The following is a 16,231-nucleotide window of genomic DNA, read 5'->3' on the forward strand; positions in this document are numbered from 1 at the left end:
GGCTGCCGTAATCTGGCAGCCCATCCTTTTTTATTAGCGTGGTGTGATGAAATTGATCGTATAGAACGGGCTCGACTCCTCATTGTAGACGAGACCGACCGACACGTGCGTGAAGCCATCTTTCAAGATGTTCTCCCGGTGGCCGAGCGAATTCATCAGACCCCAGTGGGCGTGAAAGACGCTCATCTGCCCCATCGCCAAGTTCTCGCCGGCGAGGGAGTAAGCGATACCGGCCTCGTTCATCCGCTCGAACGGGTCGCGGCCCTCGGGGTCGGTATGGCTGAAGAAGTTGTTCCGGGCCATGTTCTCACTATGGGCGCGCACGACCGGTAACAACGGCTCATAGTCAGCGAGTGCTGACAGTTCGAACTTCTGGCGGTCCCAGTTCATGAGCATCCGCATCAATTGTTCGTTCGCGACGAGATTGTCTTCCGATACGTCACCGTAATAGCCGTCACTCGACTCCTCAACGTCCCGGTCTACCGTGAGCACGGCCTTCAGCTTGTCGTCGTCATGCTGATCGAAAAACATCGTCACGTAGTCATCGTCAATCGCATAGACGTTGAATGACGGGTCGTCCGGAATCAAATAGCGCTTCAGTCCCTTATTATACGATTTGACCTCATCGAAGCCGATTTTTTCGATTTGTTGTCGTGTCGTCTCGCCCACGATGAGCCCCTCAAAGATGCTGCCCGTCTCGAACTGATACTGGCCTTGCTTCGACCCGTCGGCATCAATCAACTCGAGGCTGCGGTCGCCGCTCTTCTCGAGCAAGTACCAGTCGTGCCCGGCATATTGGCTCGTGAAGCGCGGGGCGTCGGTCGAGCGTTCTTGCTGCTCCTCCGCCACTTCCGTCGACTTCACTTGAATGCTCGTCGGCGCCGACACGTTCGGCACTTCAAATTTCCAGGCCGCATACATGCCGATTGCGAGCAATAAAATCACTAGTTTACGAAACATCGCGTCTCCTTTCGAAAACCTACTCCTCTCGCTCACCGAATGCACGCAAGCGCACCTTGATATCGATGAGCATCTCCATATAAGCGATATACGTCGCTTGATCTATATTCAGCATACCACTCACTTTGAGCGGTACCTCTTCGGCCTGCTCACGCAGTGCGCTCCCGGACGGCGTGAGTGACAAGAGGACACGACGCTCGTCGTCGGTCGCCCGCACTTTCTCCACGTAATCGAGTTGCATGAGCCGCTTGACGAGCGGTGACAACGTGCCCGAATCGAGCGTGAGTCGCTCCCCGAGCTGTTTCAAATCAATATTGTCCTCTTCCCACAAGACGAGCATGACCAAGTACTGGCTATATGTCAGGTTTAACGGCGCCAAAATTGGGCGATATAGTCTTGTAAGCTCTTTTGAAGCGGTATAGAGCTGAAAACAGATCTGATGCTCTAATGTTAATGAACTTTTCATAAAATTTCCTCCGGCTATAGTCTTAGGACAAGCATATCATTTGCTTATCTGTTTGACTGCCCTATAATTAGATTGTGCACAACTTAATTGCCTAAAAACGAAATGGAGGAATTGAATCATGAAACCATTATTCACAGCTTCTGCAACTGCAATCGGTGGCCGCGAAGGTCGCGTCACATCGACGGACGGCGTCATCGACTTGAACGTATCAATGCCCGGCTCAAAACACGCGGACGAAGCGACGAACCCGGAGCAACTCTTCGCAGCAGGTTACGCGGCATGTTTCGGTAGCGCCTTGAACCTCGTCATCGGCAAAGAACGTATTAAAACAGACGGCACGAACGTCACAGGACACGTGACGCTCAACCAAGACGATGAAGGTTTCTTCATCTCGGTCGAACTCGAAGTCGAAATCAAAGGTGTCGATCAAGCGACGGCGGAACGTCTTGTCGCAGCGGCACACCAAGTTTGCCCGTACTCGAAAGCGATACGCGGCAACGTCGACGTCAAGTTGACTGCCAAAGCAGCATAATTCGATGGCCCGCTTCCGAGCGGGCTTTTTTTGCGTCCGGAGCATCAACAGAGTAAACTGAAGAAACGAACGATTCATCGAGAGGAGGCGGACGATGTTCAAAGGCAAACGTAAATATGTGACGATCGGCGTCGGAGTCGCGTTCCTCCTCGCCGCTTTCTATAACGGACTGACCGTCCGGAACTACGCGATCGAGTCGGACAAGCTCGCGTCGGGACAATCGTTCCGGGTCGTCCTATTGTCCGATTTGCACGGCTATTCGTACGGGGACGACCAACGCGTCTTAATCGACAAAGTGCGGGAACAGGAACCGGATTTGATCGCCCTTCCCGGCGATATCCTCGACCGCTTCCGCTCACCCGATGCCTCCTTCGAATTGATTGAAGGGCTGCAGGGCATCGCGCCGATGTATTTCGTGACCGGCAACCACGAGATTGACGGCTCTGACGACTTTGTCCGTCACGACGTCAAAGACGTGTTCCGCTCCTACGGCGTGACGGTGCTCGAGAATGAGACGGCCTCAGTCAACGTCAACGGGGTCGATCTCCTCGTCGGTGGGCTCGAAGACCCGCTCCGGACGTATACCGAAAATATTCAGGCGAGCTGGGAAGAGACGGCCTTGACCTCGCTCGGCGATGTCGACACCGAGACGGCGTTCAGCCTGCTCTTGTCACACCGGGCCGAACAAGTCGAGACATACGCCGCCCTGCCGTTCGACCTCGTCCTGTCAGGCCATGCCCACGGCGGGCAGGTTCGCATCCCCTATTTATTGAACGGACTGTACGCGCCGGACCAGGGCTTCTTCCCGAAGTATGCCGGCGGCCTGTACGAACACGAGTCGTTCACCCACGTCATCGGGCGCGGTTTCAACTATAGCGTCAGCGTACCGCGCGTATTCAACCCACCGGAGATCGTCGTCATCGACGTCACTGGGACCGGGGCTCCTCAGTGAGTCCCTTTTCCTATTTTCCCCAAAAATCGGATTCGCATGCGTGCGGGAGGGGTACAGTACTCTTGTTGTGACTTACTTGTTTTTGAAAAAAGGGAGGAAGTGGACAAATGCGTGCTGTCACCTATCAAGGAGCGAAGAACATCGAAGTGAAAGACGTGAAAGACCCAGAGATTGAGAATCGGGAAGAGATTATCGTCAAAATCACCTCGACGGCCATCTGCGGATCAGATTTGCACATCTACTTAGGCAACATGCCGACCCGACATGGCTACGTCATCGGGCACGAACCGATGGGCATCGTCGAGGAAGTCGGACCTGACGTGACGAAAGTGAAAAAAGGCGACCGGGTCGTCTTACCGTTCAACGTCTCGTGCGGCCATTGTTTCTATTGCGAGAACGAGATGGAGAGTCAGTGTGACAATTCGAACCACGCCCCGCATACGGACGCGGGCGGCTATTTCGGATTCACCGAGCAGTTCGGGAACCATCCTGGGGGGCAGGCCGAATATTTGAAAGTGCCTTACGGCAACTTCATGCCGCTCGTCATTCCCGAATCGTGCGAACTCGACGACGAAGCACTCCTCTTCCTCTCCGACGTCATCCCGACCGCTTGGTGGAGTTTGGACAGTTCCGGGATGAAAGCCGGCGACACGGTCGTCGTCCTCGGTTCGGGACCGGTCGGACTAATGACACAAAAGCTCGCCTGGGTGCGTGGTGCGAAACGCGTCATCGCCGTCGACCCGGAATTGTATCGCTTGAACCGAGCCAAATTGTCGAACAACGTTGAGACCGTTCTCATGAAAGACCCGATTGATACGGGCAAATACATTTATGAGATCACGAACGGCGGTGCTGACGTCGTCATCGACTGTGTCGGCTTCGACGGCAAAATGTCTCCAATCGAGAAAGTAGAGCAAAAGTTGATGGTTCAAGGCGGCACGCTCAGCGCCATCAAAGTCGCCAAAGAAGCGGTCCGGAAGTTCGGGACGGTTCAATTGACCGGGATTTATGCGATGAACTATAACCAGTTCCCGCTCGGCGACTTCTTCACCCGTAACGTAAGCATCCGGACGGGACAAGCACCGGTCATCCACTACATGCCCGAGCTGTTCCAGATGATCGTCGACAAGAAGTTCGATCCGACCGACATCATCACGCACCGCTTGCCGCTCGAACAGGCGGCCGACGCATACAAAATCTTTAACGATCATTTGGACGACTGCGTCAAAGTCGTCTTGAAGCCATAACAAAAGCGGTCCCCGACTTCTGTCAGGGACCGCTTCTTCGTTTACCAAATCGTTCGTTTCTCACAACATTGCGCTTCCCGTTCGATTTGAACGGTTGAACGCTCGAACGTGGCGAATTGACGGATTCGTTCCGTCACATCATGCAAGACGCGCTGGTCGTCCGTGTCGGACTCGATTAAGACGTGACACGTGACAGCGAGTTCGTTCGATGAAATCGACCAGACGTGCAAGTCATGGACTTCTTTGACACCGTCAATACCTCCGAGCTCCCGTTGCATCGCCACGACGTCGACTTGGTCAGGTGTCCCTTCCATCAAGATGTGAATCGCCTCCCGCGTCACCCGGTAGCCGCTGACCAAGATGAGCACGGCGACGAACAGGCTCGCGATCGGATCGGCGAGCGTCCAGCCGAACGCCATAATCAACACGGCCGCGGTGATGGCCCCGACCGAGCCGAGCAAATCGCCGAACACGTGCAACAACGCACTGCGGACGTTCAAGTTGTCACGCTCGCCCCGCATGAGCAGCCACGCCGCGAGCACGTTGACAAGTAGCCCGATGATCGCGACCGTGAGCATGCCGCCGCTTAAAATCTCTGGCGGTGCGAACAAGCGTTGATACGCCTCGATGATGATATAGATGGAAATGACGAGCAACGTCAAGCCGTTGACGAACGCCGCCAAAATCTCGAAGCGTCGATAGCCGAACGTCCGCTCCGGCGTCGCTTGGCGTGCCCCGAACCGGACAGCGAGGAAACTGAGCCCGAGTGCCGCCGCGTCGCTGAGCATATGGCCCGCGTCCGACAACAGCGCCAAACTGTTCGTCCAGATTCCGCCGATGACCTCGACGACCATAAACGTCGCAATCAGGACGAACGACCAGAATAATGCCCGTTGGTTCGTCGTATGATGATGATGATGGTCGTCCCCGTGATGTTCGTGATGTGCGCCCATATTGTCGCCCCCTCTCTCTACTAGTTTATACCTTCCACCCCTAACATTCAAACGTTCATTTGAATGAATACATAAAAACAATCGCCGAAAGGGATGTCCTCTCGACGATTGTCGTTATTTCTGTTCGAGCCGGACCCGCATGACACCGTCATATGGGAACAACTTCAACTGGCGAGTCTCGCTTTCATACCAACTGCCGGCGTTTTGACTGCTCGTCGCTGTCACATCAGGCGTCGCGACCGCTTGTCGGTCCCAGTCGATTGCCCGCACTTGCTGGTCACGTACCATCAAGAAGAAGCCGTCATAGAAATGGTATTCGTTCACTTGGTCACGCTGGACCGCTTTCGGGGCACCGAGTGTGGCCCGGACACTGTCGATGTCTTGGCCGAGCACTTCGAGTGTCGCTTCATCAGCAGTCGGGACGACGGTTTTCCATGCCGCGGTCACATCGTCATCGGAAATGCTCGTCGCTTCTCCCGTCACTTGTGCTTCCGTCACCCATCCGGTCGTCTGCTCGTTCAATTGGAGCTTGACGAAACCACTGACGGCCTCGAGCTGTTCGAACCGGTCACCGAGGTCGGCCTCATAAATGACCGTCGCGCGGTCGTCGGCGAACACTTTCGTATAAGGTGCCGCGATATAGACGTACGTTCCCGCTGACTCGTCGGCCTCCGCTTCCGGCTCGTCTCCTTCTGTCGCCTCTGATTCATTATTGACCGACTCGGTCGCGATGTCGTCTGTCTCCGGCAACGCCGAGTTCTTCGTATCCATGAGGGCCGCAAAGGCGATGACGCCGACGAGTGAAGCAATCAATGCGATGACCGTCGCCGTTTGCCATAACCGCTTCCGCTTCCGTGATGCGGCCCGTGATGCCCGAACTTCTTCTTTCATATGATTCCACCCCTATTTGTTTCGTCTATTCTGTTCGGATTCGGCAAGGGGGATGCCGTTTCCTGCCTCGTCGAAGAAAATATGCGGTTCGCTCGTCAATGTCTCAAGCGTCTGGAGCGTCGCGTCAACGTCGACCGGCTTTGTATCTCCGGACTCGAGCACGCGTACCGTCTCCCCAAGCTCGATCGTCCGGTCCGTCAAGCGGTGGAACGTCCGGTCATGCGAGATGAGAATCAATCCGCCTCGATACACCTCGAGCGCGGCCTCGATTTGCTCCCGTGTGGCCACGTCCAAATAGTTCGTCGGCTCATCGAGGGCGAGCAGGTCCGCGTCCGAGAAGTACAAGATGAGGAAGGCGATGCGGCACTTCTCACCCATGCTCGCCTCTCGGATCGGCTTATACACCTCATCGCGGCGGAACAAGAAATGGGCGAGCAGCGTCCGCGCCTCCGTCTCGGTGATGTCACTTTCGGCCAGGAGCGCCTCGAGCAACGTTCCTTCGGCCGGTAATCGAGCGAGCGTCTGTGAGAAGTAACCGATTTTCAGTTTCGGATGACGCTTGATATCCCCTGCCTCCGGTGCGAGTTCGCCAATCAATAGTTTCAACAGCGTCGTCTTCCCGCTCCCGTTCGGTCCGACGATGGAGATGCGGTCAACCCGGTTCACCGTGAGCGAGAGTCGTTCAAAGAGGGGTTCGTCGTAACCGAACGAGATGTCGTCGACCGCAATCCACGTCTTCGCCTCGAGTGGGTCGGCTTGGAAGCGGACCGAGATATGGGCCGCATCTTTCGGACGCTCAGGTCGCGTCCCTTCGAGCTGTTCGAGTTTACGTTCCCGGGCCTTCATCTTGATGGCAAGGTTCGCCGCGCCTTTTTGAGCGCCTGGACTTCGCACGCTCGCCGTCGCTTTCGCTTTTAAATGCCAGCCCTTATATTGGGCGATCATATCGAGCAACTCCGACTTCCGCGCCATGTAGCGGGCATGGGCTCGCTCGTCGCGTACCAGTTCCTCAGCCTTCTGATGTTTATACGCCGTGTAGTTGCCCGGATAGCGGACGATGGTCCCCTCATGCAGCTCGAGGATGACGGTCGCGACGTCATCGATGAATTGACGATCGTGGGAGATGGCGAGCACCGTCCCCGAAAACTCGTTCACCCAGCGTGTCAGCCACTCGATCGAGTCCAAATCGAGATGGTTCGTCGGCTCGTCGAGCAGGACGATGTCGACGTGTCGCATCGTGAGACGGGCGAGTTGGACCCGTGTCTGTTCACCGCCGCTCAAATCGCGGAGTCGGCTCGCGTCATGTCCGTCAAGACCAAGTCGTTTGAGTGCTTGTCTCGCCTCAAGCTCGAGCGCGAAGGCGTCAACCGCGAGTGCTTCGTCATACGCTTCGAGCACGCGCGCCGAATCACCTGATGTGACGGCAAGGTAGAGATTGTAGCGCGCCAAGTCGCCTTGCATGACGTAGTCGAGCGCGGTCTCTTCTCCATCAAACACCGTCTGTTCGACGACACCGATCGTGCCCAAGACGTCAATCGAACCTGACTGTGGGGCCAGTTCACCTATGAGCAGCTTGAATAGCGTCGTCTTGCCGGACCCGTTCTGGCCGAACAAGACGGCCCGTTCGCCTGCAGCGACGTCGAACGAGACATTGTCGAATAAGGGTTGCCGGTCGTGGTCGAACCGGACTTGCTTCATACTTAACATATTGTTTCACCTCGCTAGTTTGTCTGATACGCGATGAAACAAAAAACACCATCCGCAACGTGCGGTGGTGTGAAGAGATCCGGTCAAGCGGAAAGAAGGGTCACCCCCGTAGCCTGAAATTGGACACACTTCACCCGTGACTGTTCGTGCGAACAGTGATGATTCGTTTCATCAGTTGAGTGAGTGTGACTTTTTCATGGCACGCGGTACCTTCCTTTCCTAAGTTACTGTCACCGTACCAAATTGAAAGCGGATTCGCAAGAGCCGGACCACAATCTCCCATTTTTTCTACACCTTCCGGCGGATGCGGGGGCGTCGGTCGAGCGGTATGATTAAACCATCTTAGATGATGAGGTGACTGTTATGCGATTACGAAACCTGCTCGTCCCGAGCGCCGTCTTGGCGAGTGTCGGTACGTTCTTATATACCCGATTGAAACGAAGACTGCCTCGACCGGCCTTCAAAGTCCCGACGGTCAAACCAGACCTCGCCTCGTTCGATGAGACGATGGTCAGTGCCACCTGGGTCGGCCATTCGACCGTGCTCATCTATTGGTACGGATTAAAAATTTTGACGGATCCGGTTTTCTCGAAGCGAATCGGCGTCCACGTCGGGCCGGTCACGTTCGGGATGAAACGTCATACCGCCCCTGCCCTCTCGATTGAGGAAATTGGGCACGTCGACGTCATCCTGCTCAGCCACGCCCATATGGACCACTTCGATCATAAGAGTCTGAAACGACTGATCACCCGCGACACGGTCGTCATCTCGGCCCCGGGCACGAGCAAGCTGTTACGTAAATACCCGAGCCTGCAGACGCTCGAGATGCATCCGCACGACAAGCTGACGCTCGCGAACGGGCTTCACGTCCAAGCCATTCCCGTCGCCCACTGGGGCAATCGTTTCCCGTGGGACAAACATATGGGCTATAACGGCTACGTCTTGAAATATAAAGGCGTCCGCATGTTGTTCGCCGGGGATACGGCGTTCACCGAGTCGTTCAACGGGCTCGCGAACAAAGAACCGATCGACCTCGCTTTCTTCCCAATCGGGGCCTATCAACCGGAGTCGTTCGAGGAAGCCCACTGCACGCCAGAACAGGCATGGACGATGTTCAAACAGAGCGGCGCGAAACGTTTCTTCCCGATGCATTGGGACACGTTCGTCTTATCGTACGAACCGGTCGAGGAGCCGTATGAGCGACTCGTCGCCGCTGCCAAGCTCGAACGTGACCAAATCGTGATCAAGTCCCACGGTGAAAGCATTCGGCTGTAGCTTTCGCTTTCACTTCCGTGCGATTTTCGGTAACGTAAGAGTTGAGAGGGAGGGAATCAATATGGAATGGACAACACTCAACAATGATGTGAAACTGCCGATGCTCGGGCTCGGCGTGTACAAAGTGGAAGACGGGGCGGTCACGGTCGAAACGGTCAAAGCAGCGCTTGACGCGGGCTATCGATTGATCGACACGGCCGCTATCTATCAGAATGAGGAGAGCGTCGGCCAAGCGATTCGCGAATCCGGCGTCCCGAGGGAAGACATCTTCGTGACGACAAAACTGTGGAACGAGTTCCACGGCTATGACGAGGCGCTCCAAGCGTTCCAAGACAGCCTCGACCGGCTCGATCTCGAGTACGTCGACTTGTTCTTGATTCACTGGCCGATGCCGCGCTTCGGTAAATTCGTCGAGACGTATAAGGCGCTCGAACAGTTGTATGAAGAAGGCAAGGTCCGGGCCATCGGGGTCTCGAACTTCGAGGTCAGCCACCTTGAACAGATCATCCAGTCGTGCTCGATCGTCCCGGCGGTGAACCAAGTCGAGATCCACCCATACTTGTCCCAAAAAGAATTAATCGCGTTCTGCCAGCGGTACGATATTCAAATCCAGGCGTGGAGCCCGCTCATGAAAGGGCGCGAGGCGCTTGAGGATCCGGTCATCGCCGAGATCGCGTCCAAGCACGGGAAATCACCGGCTCAAGTCATCCTGCGTTGGCACTTACAGAACGGTGTGGCCGTCATCCCGAAATCGGTCACGCCGAGTCGAATTCGTGAGAATATAGAGGTGTTCGACTTCACGTTGACGAAAGAAGAGATGCACGCGATCGACGGACTCAACCGAAACGAGCGGACCGGGTCTGACCCGAACGAGATGCACAAAATCCACTACTGAGGAGAGATTTGACATGTTCAAAAAACTAGCTTCTGATTTGACGGGCTTCAGCGATATCGGCGAAGTCATCGACCCGAAAGATTTCGATAAGGCGGATTCGGACGATTACGTCCTCCATGAGGATAACGAGAAGATTTACTTCTTAATCAAGTCGAAATCGGACGAGTACTGCTTCACGAACTTGGCGATGATTCACCTCGACGGAACGAGCGCGATGAGTTCGAAACGCGTCTTGTATCGCTATCCATACGCCCACTTCCCATTGAATAACGTCATGTTCGAGACGGCCGGCACGGTCGACATGGACGTCGAGATCAAATTCACCATCGGCGACAAGCCGTATTCGATTGACGTGAACAAGAAACAAATCGAGCATGTGAAAGACTTGTACAAATCGCTCCTCGCCATCGCCGAGAAACAACGCGAAGGCCGTAAGATGATGGAATACGCCAACGCCTCGCTCACGCATTCGGTGTCGATTTTGAGCGGGCTTCGTCAAGGCGATATGAATGTCGCCTCGACGTTCAAGGAATTGAATGAACAGAGCTTCGACTGGCTTAAAGGTCACTATCACGAGTGGAACCGCAAAGATTTCGGTGACGTGTTCGAGAAGTACATCAACAACTAATGAAAAATGGCCCACGATTCAGACGAATCGTAGGCCATTTTTAATTGCTTTCATCAATCAATTGTTCGGCGAGCCGTTGGAACAAGTGGCTCATATGGACGGCCGAGGCGATGGCGAGCGACTGTTGGATGCCGTTCGTCTCGTTCGTGCGCACGTTGGCGAGGAGCGTCTCGGCTTGTGCCTCGAACGCCTGCATGTTCTGTTCTTTCTGCACCTGGTACGCGTCATAGAAGTCCTCGAGCGAGAAGCCCTCGTCCGACTCGTTCAGCGGCCGGAGCGTCTCTTTGATGTCATTGATTGAGAGCAATCCTTTCATCTCGTAAATCAGGCTGAGCAACATCAAGTGCTCGTTCGTGTACTTCTTGTTTTTGACGGGATGGAACAGCTTACCTTTGGCGTAGTTGTTGATCATTGTCTTCGTCAAAATTGTCTCATCGTCACTCCGTTTCATCTTGCCGTAATGTTGCTCGAACAGCTGGATGACTTGGTCCATATATAAGTCGATCGTCGGGAGCACCTGCTTCGGGAGCGTCCCTTCCGTCTTTACAATTTCATGCGGTTTCATTGGATCACCTCCCCTTTAGTATACGGACAAACCGGATTTGTCGAAACAAAAACCTTGTCGTTCTGACGTATACAGCTTATCATGTAGTTATGGATACTACATGACGTGATAAGGAGTGTTTTACATGAATTCGATTTTTCGGGAACCGATTAACGCACTGACCCACTTGGCCGGTGCCGTGCTCGCGTTCGTCGCGTTGATTGCGATGACGGTGAAAGCGTCACTGCTCGGCGAGCCGCTCGCCATCATGGCTGCGATTTTGTTTGGCATTAGCCTCGTCTTTCTCTATTTGTCGTCCGGCCTCTACCACAGCATCATCGCCTCGCCGAACGTCATCGCCTTCTTCCGGAGAATCGATCATGCAATGATTTACGCCTTGATTGCCGGTACGTACGCCCCACTCACATTGCTTGCGCTCGAAGGGCCGACGCGTTGGGTGTTGTTCGGCACCGTCCACGCGCTCGCCTTGTTCGGGATCATCTTCAAGCTTGTCTGGTTCCACGCACCACGCTTCTTGTCGACAGCGCTCTATATCGGCATGGGCTGGTTATCGGTGTTTTTCATCGGACCGCTTCATGACGTCATCGGCAACGCCGGCATCTTCTGGCTCATCCTCGGTGGCGTCATGTACACGATTGGCGGGCTCATCTACGGCTTCAAGCCGAAGTTCGTCAACTGGCGCGGTTGGGGCTTCCACGAGGTGTTCCATTTGTTCATCTTGTTCGGCAGTTTCGCCCATTTCGTCTGCGTGTTCTGGTACGTCTTCTAAGTCCTCCTTGCGAGGGCTTTTTTCGTGAGCACATTCATTTACTTCGATTTCAAGACATCCTACACTGACTGTAGGAGGGATTAAATATGAAAATTGAAGTTTGGTCAGACTATGTCTGTCCGTTCTGTTATATCGGCAAGCGCCGTCTAGAAGAAGCGCTCGAACAGTTCCCGCACGCGGACAACGTCGAAGTGGAGTTCAAGAGCTTCGAGCTCGACCCGAACGCCCCGACGACCGACTCGCGTTCGATTTACGAAGCACTCGCGAAGAAATACAGCATGCCGCTCGAGCAGGCGAAAGGCACGACGGCCCAAGTCGCCGCCCAGGCTCGCACCGTCGGACTTGAGTACGATTTCGACAACATGGTCGTCACGGGCACACTCGACTCGCACCGGTTGACGCACTATGCGAAGACGGTCGGAAAAGAGAAAGAATTGTCAGAAGCGCTCCTTAAGGCGTATTTCGTCGACGCGAAACATATCGGCGACCACGACGTCCTCGTCGAGATCGCAACAAGTGTCGGACTCGATGCCGACGCCGTGAAAGACGTGCTCGCTTCAGACGTATACACGGAAGACGTTCGCGCTGAAGAGAAGCGTGCGAGCGACCTCGGCATCACCGGCGTCCCGTTCTTCGTCTTCGACAATAAATACGGCGTCTCTGGCGCCCAGCCGACCGAGGCGTTCACGCAAGTGCTCGAGAAGACGTGGGCCGAATCGGCACCGACGCTTCAAGTGCTCTCGGGCGGTGCGACGTGCACGGACGATAACTGCGATATTTGATGTTACACGAATAAAAGCAAAGCATTCGCCCATACTTGGACGAATGCTTTTTTGATTCAATTTACTTGTTCAAATCCTTTACCATATTATCAAATGAAATTGCCTCGGAATGCTTCTGGTGCACGCTCATCGCTTCACTATAAAGTTTTAAGTCGTGTTCATCCTCGATTCGTTTCAAGACAGCATCGCGAACGAGAGTCGAGAGGGACAGGTTGTTAGACCTCGCATACCCTCTTATGAGGCGCTCATCCTCCTCATTGAGTCGTACAGATATCATTCCCATACGATTAACCTCCTTTATACACATTGTATTACGAATTGAAATATTGATGTAGTCAGCTCAAATCCCGGCTTCTTTTTTGTAGCTTTCTAAATCGTTCTGAAGGATAATTATTATTACCTAATAAGAATCGAGGATTTAACCATATGTGGAAAAATCGCAACGTCTGGATCATCTTGACCGGGGAGTTCGTCGCCGGTCTCGGGCTTTGGCTCGGCATCATCGGCAACTTGGAATTCATGCAGGAGAAAGTGCCGTCTGACTTCGTCAAGGCGCTCATCCTCGCTGGCGGATTGCTCGCCGGGGTCGCCATCGGGCCGCTCGCCGGCCGTCTCACCGACCAAGGCTCGAAAAAGAAAATCATGCTCATCTCAAGTATTGTCCGGGCGCTGAGCGTTCTATTCATGTTCGTCGCCATCGAGACGGGAAGCGTGCTGTGGATGGTCGTCTTCCTCGTCTTCCTGCAAGGGTCGGCCGCGTTCTACTTCCCGGCACTCCAGGCCGCCATCCCGCTCATCGTCAAGGAACGGGAGCTGCTCGCCTTGAACGGGGTGCATATGAACGTGTCAACGCTGTCGCGTGTCATCGGGACGGCCATTGCCGGCATCTTGCTCACGCTCATCTCACTTCGGGACGTCTACGCGCTCTCGTTTGTCGCTTATCTGCTTCTCGCCGTCGCGACGTGGTTCTTGAAGATCGACGAGACGACCGTCCCATCTGCGAAGAAAGTGGACGCGAAATCGTCCGGCGGGTTCAAGGACGTCTTTCCAATCATCAAATCGATTCCGGTCATCTTTATGACACTCGTCATGACGCTCATCCCGCTCCTCTTCATCGGCGGGTTCAACTTGCTCGTCATCAACATTAGCGAGCTGCAAGATTCGACGGCGATCAAAGGATGGATTTACACGGCCGAAGGGATTGCCTTCATGGTCGGTGCGTTCCTCATCAAACGGATCGGTGAGAAGTTCTCCGTGTTCTCCATCTTGTTCACGTTCTCGTTTTTGATTGGGATCGCTCAGCTCATGCTTTACTTCGCCGACATCCCGGCCGTCTCGATCGCCGCATTCGTCTTGTTCGGCTTCTCGGTCGGTTGCTTCTTCCCGACGGCCGTGACGATTTTCCAGACACGGATGCCGAAAGACTATCACGGCCGCTTCTTCTCGTTCCGGAACATGCTCGACCGGATCGTCTTCCAAGTCGTGTTGCTCGTCACTGGCTTCTTCCTCGACTTGATCGGCTTACAGCTCATGGTCGTCTTGTTCGGGATCAGCTCGATCCTCATGACGGCAGCGTTCCTCGTCTATACGCGCAAACACAAACTTCATATCGAAACGGACGAGGCCGAACGCCTCTCTTCATAAAAACAAGCGGTGACCGATTCGGTCATCGCTTGTTCATGTCTTCGATGTCACGCCACCAGTTGGTCGTGTCGTTCCGTCCGTCGAGCGTGATCCGCTCACCGATACGCGGCGTGAGCACGTCCTCTCGTGGTAAGAGCCTCACCATCTGCTCAGCTGGGTCGAACCAGGCATGAAACGATAACGTGAACGCGCCCCAATGGATCGGCATCATCTTGTCGGCCCGCACGTCACGGAACGCCTGTGCCGTCTCACTCGGTTGCATGTGCACGTCCGGCCAGCGCTCATCGTATTGTCCGCACTCGAGCGCCGCGAAATCGAACGGTCCGTACGCATCGCCGATTTCTTTGAAGTGTGGCCCATACCCGCCGTCCCCGCTGAAGAACAGGCGGTCCGTCTCGCCAAGGACGACCCATGACGCCCAGAGCGTCGCGTTGCGGTCGGTGAGCGAGCGACCGGAGAAGTGCCGAGCCGGCGTACAAACGAACGTCCATGAGCCGAAGTCAAACGTCTCGCCCCAATCGCGCTCGACGATGCGTTCCGCCCCGACGCCCCACCGTTTTAAGTGGCTGCCGACGCCGAGCGGGACGATGAAGAAGGCGACCTTGTCTTGAATCGCTTGAATCGTCGCATAGTCCAAATGATCGTAATGGTCGTGCGTGAGCAAGACGACATCGATGTCCGGCAAGTCGTCGAGCTCGAACGGCAAGTCTTCGCTGAACCGCTCGTTTTTCGCGAACGGGAGCGGCGATGGGCTCCGGCCGAACATCGGGTCGACGAGCATCGTCTTACCGTCCATTTGGACGAGCATCGCCGAGTGTCCGAGCCAATAGATGCGTGTGAAGCTTGAACCGAGTTTCTCGCTGAAGTCGATCGGGACGACCGGTAAGCGCTCGCTCGGTTTCCGGAGCGAGTCCGGATTCAAATATTCCTTCGACATCGAGATCATGTCGTCCGATGAGAACCGCATCGGCGTCTCGAGCTGATTCTGGAACTTTCCGTTCACCAGGTTCGGCGACCGGAGCGCCTTCGGCTTTTTCCCGAGCGGTTTATATTGCGTGAGCACGGTACCTGTCACGGCAGCCAGGCCCATCAATGAAAATAATAGTGTCTTCTTCAATTCCATCCACTCCTCTACCTTATTCATTATACGGCACCAACGCCGATTCCCCTGTTTTCGAATACAAAAAAGACGGCACGGGCCGTCTTATGAGTTCTGTAAAATCTTGATGTCGCTGACGATGTCCTCGATTGGCACGTCTTGGAATCCTTGATACGCCTTGATGATTTTCCCGTCCTGGTCGACGAGATAGAACCACGTCGCGTGATCCACTTGGGTGCCTTCTGACGGTTTGCGGACGAGCGCTTTGAAGTTTTGTTGCGCGAACGCCTCAATCTCTTCTTGCGAATAACCCGTCAAGAATTGCCAATCGGCTTTCGCCAAGTCGTAGTCAGCCATGAACGCTTGAATCTTGTCCGGCGTATCGACGGTCGGGTCGACGCTGAACGACACGAATTGGACGTCTTCGACGCCCTCTTCGACGAGCGCTTCATTGAGTTTCGTCATGTTGTACGTCATCGGTGGACAGACCGTCTCACAGCTCGTGAAGACGAAGTCGGCCATCCAAACTTTGCCCTTCAAATCGTCCAGACTAACCATCTCTTCATTTTGATTCATATAGTCGAACGACTCGATCTCCCAATTGAGCGGGTCTTCAATCTCCTGGCCGCACGCGGCGAGCACCGCCATCAAGCTGATCAATCCGATGAGCATCCATTTCTTCACACGTTCCATCTCCTTCATTGTCAATTGCGTCTCACGCGCCAGACGAGGAGCGTGATCAAAGTAAATGCCGTCAAGGCAAGGAACGGAATCGTCACGAACCCGAACCAGTTGATGTATTGCACGTTGCACGGTACGCCTTGCACGCACGGCTTGATATCGGCGAAACCGGGTACTTTTTGAAC

General features: G+C 54.7%; 19 protein-coding genes. 9 read left to right on the plus strand and 10 right to left on the minus strand.

Annotation, left to right across the window (positions count from 1 at the left end; genetic code table 11):
* Nucleotides 1-33: 33 nt before the first annotated feature.
* A complete protein-coding gene (locus KNP81_RS11085; RefSeq protein ID WP_214719991.1) occupies nucleotides 34-960 on the minus strand; it encodes a CAP domain-containing protein in 927 nt (308 codons plus the stop codon).
* Between the two features lie 19 nt (nucleotides 961-979).
* Nucleotides 980-1,426 carry a MarR family winged helix-turn-helix transcriptional regulator gene (locus tag KNP81_RS11090; protein ID WP_214719992.1) on the minus strand — a complete coding sequence of 149 codons (447 nt, stop codon included), beginning with the start codon at nucleotides 1,424-1,426 and terminating at the stop codon, nucleotides 980-982.
* A 118-nt stretch (nucleotides 1,427-1,544) separates the two neighbouring features.
* On the opposite strand from KNP81_RS11090, the gene KNP81_RS11095 reads away from it, so the two are divergent.
* The 3 genes from KNP81_RS11095 to KNP81_RS11105 all read left to right on the plus strand — a co-directional run bounded on the left by KNP81_RS11095 (nucleotide 1,545) and on the right by KNP81_RS11105 (nucleotide 4,157).
* Complete coding sequence (locus KNP81_RS11095) at nucleotides 1,545-1,958, plus strand: organic hydroperoxide resistance protein (RefSeq protein WP_214719993.1); 414 nt, start codon at nucleotides 1,545-1,547, stop codon at nucleotides 1,956-1,958.
* Nucleotides 1,959-2,052: 94 nt separating this feature from the next.
* Nucleotides 2,053-2,910, plus strand: a complete 858-nt coding sequence (locus tag KNP81_RS11100) for a metallophosphoesterase (RefSeq protein ID WP_214719994.1) — start codon at nucleotides 2,053-2,055, stop codon at nucleotides 2,908-2,910.
* Nucleotides 2,911-3,017: 107 nt separating this feature from the next.
* Nucleotides 3,018-4,157, plus strand: a complete 1,140-nt coding sequence (locus tag KNP81_RS11105; RefSeq protein ID WP_058763103.1) for a zinc-dependent alcohol dehydrogenase — start codon at nucleotides 3,018-3,020, stop codon at nucleotides 4,155-4,157.
* A 41-nt stretch (nucleotides 4,158-4,198) separates the two neighbouring features.
* On the opposite strand, the gene KNP81_RS11110 is transcribed toward KNP81_RS11105, so the two are convergent.
* The 3 genes from KNP81_RS11110 to abc-f form a co-directional block, all read right to left on the minus strand.
* On the minus strand, nucleotides 4,199-5,110 hold the full coding sequence (locus KNP81_RS11110) for a cation diffusion facilitator family transporter (RefSeq protein WP_214719995.1): 912 nt from the start codon (nucleotides 5,108-5,110) through the stop codon (nucleotides 4,199-4,201).
* A 114-nt stretch (nucleotides 5,111-5,224) separates the two neighbouring features.
* A complete protein-coding gene (locus KNP81_RS11115) occupies nucleotides 5,225-6,001 on the minus strand; it encodes a hypothetical protein (protein ID WP_214719996.1) in 777 nt (258 codons plus the stop codon).
* Nucleotides 6,002-6,013: 12 nt separating this feature from the next.
* A complete protein-coding gene (gene abc-f / locus KNP81_RS11120; RefSeq protein ID WP_214719997.1) occupies nucleotides 6,014-7,708 on the minus strand; it encodes a ribosomal protection-like ABC-F family protein in 1,695 nt (564 codons plus the stop codon).
* 363 nt (nucleotides 7,709-8,071) lie between these two features.
* Here abc-f and KNP81_RS11125 point away from each other — a divergent pair, with 363 nt between their 5' ends.
* The 3 genes from KNP81_RS11125 (at nucleotide 8,072) to KNP81_RS11135 (ending at nucleotide 10,506) form a co-directional block, all read left to right on the plus strand.
* Nucleotides 8,072-8,983: an MBL fold metallo-hydrolase gene (locus KNP81_RS11125; RefSeq protein ID WP_214719998.1), complete on the plus strand. Its 912-nt coding sequence runs from the start codon at nucleotides 8,072-8,074 to the stop codon at nucleotides 8,981-8,983.
* A 61-nt stretch (nucleotides 8,984-9,044) separates the two neighbouring features.
* A complete protein-coding gene (locus KNP81_RS11130) occupies nucleotides 9,045-9,878 on the plus strand; it encodes an aldo/keto reductase (RefSeq protein WP_214719999.1) in 834 nt (277 codons plus the stop codon).
* 13 nt (nucleotides 9,879-9,891) lie between these two features.
* On the plus strand, nucleotides 9,892-10,506 hold the full coding sequence (locus KNP81_RS11135; protein ID WP_021066768.1) for a PH domain-containing protein: 615 nt from the start codon (nucleotides 9,892-9,894) through the stop codon (nucleotides 10,504-10,506).
* 40 nt (nucleotides 10,507-10,546) lie between these two features.
* Here KNP81_RS11135 and KNP81_RS11140 read toward each other — a convergent pair whose 3' ends face one another.
* Entirely contained in the window at nucleotides 10,547-11,071 is a 525-nt protein-coding gene (locus KNP81_RS11140; protein ID WP_214720000.1) for a DUF1836 domain-containing protein, read from the minus strand.
* A 124-nt stretch (nucleotides 11,072-11,195) separates the two neighbouring features.
* On the opposite strand from KNP81_RS11140, the gene trhA reads away from it, so the two are divergent.
* Both trhA and KNP81_RS11150 read left to right on the plus strand, forming a co-directional pair.
* On the plus strand, nucleotides 11,196-11,840 hold the full coding sequence (trhA, locus tag KNP81_RS11145; RefSeq protein ID WP_029595912.1) for a PAQR family membrane homeostasis protein TrhA: 645 nt from the start codon (nucleotides 11,196-11,198) through the stop codon (nucleotides 11,838-11,840).
* A gap of 86 nt (nucleotides 11,841-11,926) precedes the next feature.
* Complete coding sequence (locus tag KNP81_RS11150) at nucleotides 11,927-12,622, plus strand: DsbA family oxidoreductase (RefSeq protein WP_021066765.1); 696 nt, start codon at nucleotides 11,927-11,929, stop codon at nucleotides 12,620-12,622.
* Nucleotides 12,623-12,683: 61 nt separating this feature from the next.
* On the opposite strand, the gene relB is transcribed toward KNP81_RS11150, so the two are convergent.
* Nucleotides 12,684-12,905: a type II toxin-antitoxin system RelB family antitoxin gene (gene relB, locus KNP81_RS11155; RefSeq protein ID WP_214720001.1), complete on the minus strand. Its 222-nt coding sequence runs from the start codon at nucleotides 12,903-12,905 to the stop codon at nucleotides 12,684-12,686.
* Between the two features lie 143 nt (nucleotides 12,906-13,048).
* Between relB and KNP81_RS11160 the strand changes: the two genes are divergently transcribed.
* The gene (locus KNP81_RS11160) at nucleotides 13,049-14,266 is read left to right on the plus strand and encodes an MFS transporter (protein ID WP_214720002.1); all 1,218 of its coding nucleotides are present in this window, start codon (nucleotides 13,049-13,051) and stop codon (nucleotides 14,264-14,266) included.
* Between the two features lie 22 nt (nucleotides 14,267-14,288).
* Here the strand turns inward: KNP81_RS11160 and KNP81_RS11165 are convergent, their stop codons facing one another.
* From KNP81_RS11165 to KNP81_RS15305, 3 genes are all read right to left on the minus strand, one after another.
* Entirely contained in the window at nucleotides 14,289-15,383 is a 1,095-nt protein-coding gene (locus KNP81_RS11165; RefSeq protein ID WP_251130342.1) for an MBL fold metallo-hydrolase, read from the minus strand.
* Between the two features lie 87 nt (nucleotides 15,384-15,470).
* Nucleotides 15,471-16,058, minus strand: a complete 588-nt coding sequence (locus tag KNP81_RS11170; RefSeq protein ID WP_214710628.1) for an SCO family protein — start codon at nucleotides 16,056-16,058, stop codon at nucleotides 15,471-15,473.
* Nucleotides 16,059-16,069: 11 nt separating this feature from the next.
* Nucleotides 16,070-16,231: disulfide oxidoreductase (locus KNP81_RS15305; protein ID WP_483297931.1), on the minus strand; the 162-nt coding region annotated here is incomplete at its 5' end.

Origin of the sequence: Exiguobacterium sp. s149 (genome assembly GCF_018618395.1) — a bacterium.
Lineage (GTDB): Bacteria > Bacillota > Bacilli > Exiguobacteriales > Exiguobacteriaceae > Exiguobacterium > Exiguobacterium chiriqhucha.